Origin of the sequence: Streptomyces sp. UH6 (assembly GCF_013421635.1) — a bacterium.
GTDB lineage: Bacteria > Actinomycetota > Actinomycetes > Streptomycetales > Streptomycetaceae > Streptomyces > Streptomyces abyssomicinicus.
In genome coordinates, this window is sequence record NZ_JACADT010000335.1 from 1 (window position 1) to 5,581 (window position 5,581).

Sequence of the window (5,581 nt, forward strand, 5' to 3'; positions counted from 1 at the left end):
GAGTTGCCCTTGGCGGCCGCCGCAGGGGCGCCGGCGGTGGGGGCGCCGGCGGCGGGTGCGCCGGCAGCAGTCGCGACTCCGGCGCCGAGGACGACCGAGGCTCCGAGGCCGGCGGTGACGACCGCGGCACGGGTACGGAGGGTGGTCGTGCCGGTGGTGCGGAGCGTGACGTGCTTGAACATGAAGAACCCTTTGTTCGGGGACGGGATCGCCGAGAGGGAAGGACCGGAAGAACCCGGTCTCGCCGTCGGCCATACCTTGGTAACCCGAACGGGGCACTCCTGACAATCATGTGATCTACGACCATGCGTAGTATCCAGCCTGAAACACCACAGACTGCACAATATGCTCTTTTCGCACTAACCAGACACCGCACAGGTCAGAGACTCTGTCTGCCCCCTCGACCGGGCCCACGCGCTCGCCACCGTCTACTACGCGCCGTCGTAAGTGATCCGGGTCGCGTGCCCCACCTCACCGGGCACCCCTGATCCGCGGGCCTGAAGTGTGGCCCCGTGCACAGCGGTGGGGAACGCCGAAGGGCCGGCGCGGAAGCTCCGCACCGGCCCTTCGGGTCACTCGGGTGACGCGTCGGCGTTACGCGTCCTTGCTCAGGTTGGGGCCACCGCCCGCGGCCTGCTCGACCGGCGGGGCGTCCGGCAGCGCGGCCTTCTCCTCACCGCGGAAGGTGAAGGTCTGGTCCTCGCCCTCCCCTTCGGTGTCGACGACCACGATGTGACCGGGGCGCAGCTCGCCGAAGAGGATCTTCTCCGAGAGCGTGTCCTCGACCTCGCGCTGGATGGTCCGGCGCAGCGGCCGGGCGCCCAGGACGGGGTCGTAGCCCTTCTTGGACAGCAGCTCCTTGGCGGACTGGGAGAGCTCGAGGCCCATGTCCCGGTCCTTCAGGCGCTCGTCCACCTTGCTGATCATCAGGTCGACGATCCGGAGGATGTCCGCCTGCGTGAGCTGCGGGAAGACCACCACGTCGTCGACGCGGTTGAGGAACTCGGGGCGGAAGTGCTGCTTGAGCTCGTCCGAGACCTTGTTCTTCATGCGCTCGTAGTTGGTCTTCGTGTCGCCCTGGGCGGCGAAGCCCAGGTTGAAGCCCTTGGAGATGTCCCGGGTGCCGAGGTTGGTCGTCATGATGATGACCGTGTTCTTGAAGTCCACGACCCGGCCCTGGGAGTCGGTCAGGCGACCGTCCTCCAGGATCTGCAGCAGCGAGTTGAAGATGTCCGGGTGCGCCTTCTCGACCTCGTCGAAGAGGACCACGGAGAACGGCTTGCGGCGGACCTTCTCGGTCAGCTGGCCGCCCTCCTCGTAGCCCACGTATCCGGGCGGGGAACCGAAGAGACGCGAGACCGTGTGCTTCTCGCTGAACTCCGACATGTCGAGGGAGATCAGCGCGTCCTCGTCGCCGAAGAGGAACTCGGCGAGCGCCTTGGAGAGCTCGGTCTTACCGACACCGGACGGGCCGGCGAAGATGAACGAGCCACCCGGACGCTTGGGGTCCTTCAGGCCGGCACGGGTACGGCGGATCGCCTTGGAGAGCGCCTTGACCGCGTCGTTCTGGCCGATGACCCGCTTGTGGAGCTCGTCCTCCATGCGGAGCAGGCGGCTGGACTCCTCCTCGGTCAGCTTGAAGACCGGGATGCCGGTGGCGGTGGCGAGAACCTCGGCGATCAGGTCGCCGTCGACCTCGGCCACGACGTCCATGTCGCCGGCCTTCCACTCCTTCTCCCGCTTGGCCTTCGCGGCGAGGAGCTGCTTCTCCTTGTCGCGCAGGGACGCGGCCTTCTCGAAGTCCTGCGAGTCGATCGCGGACTCCTTGTCGCGGCGGACGCCGGCGATCTTCTCGTCGAACTCGCGGAGGTCCGGCGGCGCGGTCATCCGGCGGATGCGCATCCGGGAACCGGCCTCGTCGATCAGGTCGATCGCCTTGTCCGGCAGGAAGCGGTCCGAGATGTACCGGTCGGCCAGGGTGGCGGCCTGGACCAGCGCCTCGTCGGTGATCGAGACGCGGTGGTGCGCCTCGTACCGGTCGCGCAGACCCTTGAGGATCTCGATGGTGTGCGGCAGCGACGGCTCCGCGACCTGGATGGGCTGGAAGCGGCGCTCGAGGGCCGCGTCCTTCTCCAGGTGCTTGCGGTACTCGTCGAGCGTGGTGGCGCCGATGGTCTGGAGCTCACCGCGGGCCAGCATCGGCTTGAGGATGCTGGCGGCGTCGATCGCGCCCTCGGCGGCGCCCGCACCCACGAGCGTGTGCAGCTCGTCGATGAACAGGATGATGTCGCCGCGGGTGCGGATCTCCTTGAGCACCTTCTTCAGGCGCTCCTCGAAGTCACCGCGGTAGCGGGAGCCGGCGACCAGGGCACCGAGGTCCAGGGTGTAGAGGTGCTTGTCCTTGAGGGTCTCGGGCACCTCGCCCTTGACGATGGCCTGGGCGAGGCCCTCGACGACGGCGGTCTTGCCGACGCCGGGCTCACCGATCAGCACCGGGTTGTTCTTGGTACGGCGGGACAGCACCTGCATGACCCGCTCGATCTCCTTCTCGCGCCCGATGACCGGGTCGAGCTTGGACTCACGAGCGGCCTGGGTGAGGTTCCGGCCGAACTGGTCGAGGACCAGGGAGGTCGAGGGGGTGCCCTCGGCGGGACCACCGGCGGTGGCGGCCTCCTTGCTCCCCGAGTAGCCCGACAGCAGCTGGATGACCTGCTGGCGGACACGGTTGAGGTCTGCGCCCAGCTTGACCAGGACCTGGGCGGCGACGCCCTCGCCCTCGCGGATCAGGCCGAGCAGGATGTGTTCCGTGCCGATGTAGTTGTGGCCCAGCTGAAGGGCCTCGCGGAGCGACAGCTCCAGGACCTTCTTGGCACGGGGGGTGAAGGGGATGTGGCCGGACGGGGCCTGCTGGCCCTGGCCGATGATCTCCTCCACCTGCTGGCGGACCGCCTCGAGCGAAATCCCGAGGCTCTCCAGGGCCTTAGCGGCGACACCCTCACCCTCGTGGATCAGGCCCAGGAGGATGTGCTCGGTGCCGATGTAGTTGTGGTTGAGCATCCGGGCTTCTTCCTGAGCCAGGACGACAACCCGCCGCGCGCGGTCGGTGAACCTCTCGAACATCGTTAATCGCTCCTCAGAGCGGTCAGGCAGTAAGGGGGCTGTCCCCTTCCTGTCCTTCCGCAGCTTAGTCCCGCAAGCGGGGACCGCTCATTCCAACTGCCGACACCGTCCTTGGCCTCCTGACCCGGAACGCCGACATCTGCTCCAACCCGATGGTGCGAGACGATGTTCCCGCAGGCCAGGCACTTACGTCCTCCACCAGTACGCCGATGGCGAACGGAAGGCCGCCTGTCCTGCGTGTCGACCCCTCCCACTAGGGATGTCTTACCCGCAACGACCGACAGTCCATGCGGCGTGCCCCGGTCTCCTCCGCTACGGGCGAACAACCTTGCGCCGCTCCGCCGACCTGCGCGCCCCCGTTCCGGTTACGCAGCGCGTTCGAAACGCGATCGCTGTGAACAATCTGTGAGGAAGGGTTCCGGACGCCGTCAAGGGACCGGGTACCGCCGGGAAGGGCCGGGAACCGCCCGGAACGGTCCGGGAATCAACGGGCCGGGTTCCGGAACCGCCAGGAGCCGCCCGGGAACGGCAGAGAGCCGCACCATGGCGGCTCTCCGGCATCGGACCGGGCCGTCGGCTGTCGGGGCCGTCAGCCGTTGGCCTTCTCGTACGCCTCGCGGATCTTCGCCGGCACCCGGCCGCGGTCGTTGACCTCGAGACCCTGTTCCTTCGCCCAGGCGCGGATCTGCGCCGTCTCCTGGCTGCTGCCCGCCGCCGCACGCGTCTTGGCACGGCCGCCGGAGGCGCGACCGCCGGTACGGCGTCCGCTCTTCACGTAGGGCTCGAGCAGGCCGCGCAGCTTGTCCGCGTTGGCTGTCGTGAGGTCGATCTCGTACGTCTTGCCGTCCAGCGCGAACGTCACCGTCTCGTCCGCCTCGCCGCCGTCGAGGTCGTCGACAAGAAGGACCTGAACCTTCTGTGCCACCGCTATTCCTTTCATCGATAACCCTGGGGCGGCTCCGGGCGGAGCCGTTTCGCCGTCCCTTGTTATATGCAGTACTGCAGTACGCCGGAAAGCAAACCGCTTTTGCCTGAAAAACACAAACCCCCGGGACAGGCCCGGCTCACGAACGCAGCCGAAAACCTGCCCGTTCCGGACATAGGGAACCCGTGAAGAGGGAAGGACCCGGAATACCTCACACGGCGAAGGAGCGGAGAAGGGCTTCGCCGTCGTCGTGGAAGATCACAGATGCAGAAGCATCCGACTGTTGCCCAGGGTGTTCGGTTTCACTCGTTCGAGTCCCAGGAACTCCGCCACACCCTCGTCATACGAGCGCAGGAGCTCCGCGTAGACATCGGTGTCGACAGGGGTCTCGCCGATCTCCACGAAGCCGTGCTTCCCGAAGAACTCGACTTCGAAGGTGAGACAGAAAACGCGGCGCACACCGAGCCATCGCGCGGTCTGCAGGAGCTTCTCCAGCAAGTGGTGCCCGACGCCCGCGCCCTTGAGCACCGGGTTCACGGCGAGAGTGCGCACTTCGGCGAGGTCTTCCCACATCACGTGCAGCGCGCCGCAGCCGACCACCTCGGCGTTGTCGTCGCGTTCCGCCACCCAGAACTCCTGGATGTCCTCGTAAAGCGTGACGGTCGCTTTGTCGAGGAGCCTGCCGTCACGGGTGTACGCGTCGAGGAGTCGACGGAGAGCGGGGACATCACCGGTCCTGGCCCTGCGTACGGTGAAAGCTTTGGTGCTGACTTCGGAACGCTCCACTGACATGTCCGGACGTTATCGCCCGGAACCGTCGTCCGCCGACTCGGGGGCGTTCTCACCGCCCGGGGCGTTCTCGTCACCCGCCGTGTTCCCGGCCGCCGGCGCCTTCGCGGCTTCCGCCGTCTTCCCTGGTTCCGCCGTCTTCTCGGCTTCCGGGGCCTTCTCGGCTTCCGGGGCGTTCTCGGCTTCCGCAGCGTTTGCGGCGTGCGGGGCGTTCGCGGAGTCCGAGGCGTTCTCAGCATTCGGGACGGCACCGGGGCCGTGGGCGATGCGGAGTGCGTCGCGGACCATACCGCGCTGCTCCTCGTTCATCATCCCGAAGAACGCCACCAGAGCGGCGGTGGGATTGTCGCTCCGGGACCAGGCGTCGTTCATCAGCGCGGCCACGTAGGCGGCGCGGCTGGAGACCGCCTCATATCGATAGGCCCGGCCTTCGGCGTGCCGGCGAACCCAGCCCTTGCGCTGGAGATTGTCGAGAACGGTCATCACCGTGGTGTAGGCGATGGAGCGTTCCCTCTGGAGATCTTCCAGGACTTCCCGGACGGTCACGGGCCGGTTCCACTGCCAGATCCGGCTCATGACGGCGTCTTCGAGCTCTCCCAGGGGTTTCGGCATGGGAGGGACGATAGCCCCGGAACGCCCCCGTTCCGGGCGGGCGCGGCACGTGCGCCGCCCGGGCGCGGCGCACGTGCGGACGCCGCGTCCGCGGCGGCGGACCGGAACGAGGGGCGGCTGTGTCAGGCCTCGTCG

At 67.6% G+C, this 5,581-nt stretch carries 5 protein-coding genes; all 5 read right to left on the reverse strand.

Annotation, left to right across the window (positions count from 1 at the left end):
- On the reverse strand, positions 1 to 182 hold a 182-nt coding region (locus HW445_RS16900; protein ID WP_180221846.1), incomplete at its 3' end, for a hypothetical protein.
- A 412-nt stretch (positions 183 to 594) separates the two neighbouring features.
- On the reverse strand, positions 595 to 3,120 hold the full coding sequence (locus HW445_RS16905) for an ATP-dependent Clp protease ATP-binding subunit (protein WP_151773357.1): 2,526 nt from the start codon (positions 3,118 to 3,120) through the stop codon (positions 595 to 597).
- Positions 3,121 to 3,709: 589 nt separating this feature from the next.
- Positions 3,710 to 4,045 carry an Lsr2 family protein gene (locus tag HW445_RS16910; RefSeq protein WP_151773359.1) on the reverse strand — a complete coding sequence of 112 codons (336 nt, stop codon included), beginning with the start codon at positions 4,043 to 4,045 and terminating at the stop codon, positions 3,710 to 3,712.
- A gap of 258 nt (positions 4,046 to 4,303) precedes the next feature.
- The gene (locus tag HW445_RS16915; protein ID WP_151773360.1) at positions 4,304 to 4,837 is read right to left on the reverse strand and encodes an amino-acid N-acetyltransferase; all 534 of its coding nucleotides are present in this window, start codon (positions 4,835 to 4,837) and stop codon (positions 4,304 to 4,306) included.
- Between the two features lie 9 nt (positions 4,838 to 4,846).
- Positions 4,847 to 5,446, reverse strand: coding sequence for a BlaI/MecI/CopY family transcriptional regulator (locus HW445_RS16920; protein ID WP_180221847.1), 600 nt, complete (start codon positions 5,444 to 5,446; stop codon positions 4,847 to 4,849).
- Positions 5,447 to 5,581 lie beyond the last annotated feature (135 nt).

Excerpts from the sequence above, each read along its gene's own strand:
- HW445_RS16905 (WP_151773357.1), bottom strand. The coding sequence starts at position 3,120 with ATGTTCGAGAGGTTCACCGACCGCGCGCGGCGGGTTGTCGTCCTGGCT.
- HW445_RS16915 (WP_151773360.1), bottom strand. The coding sequence starts at position 4,837 with ATGTCAGTGGAGCGTTCCGAAGTCAGCACCAAAGCTTTCACCGTACGC.
- HW445_RS16920 (WP_180221847.1), bottom strand. The coding sequence starts at position 5,446 with ATGCCGAAACCCCTGGGAGAGCTCGAAGACGCCGTCATGAGCCGGATC.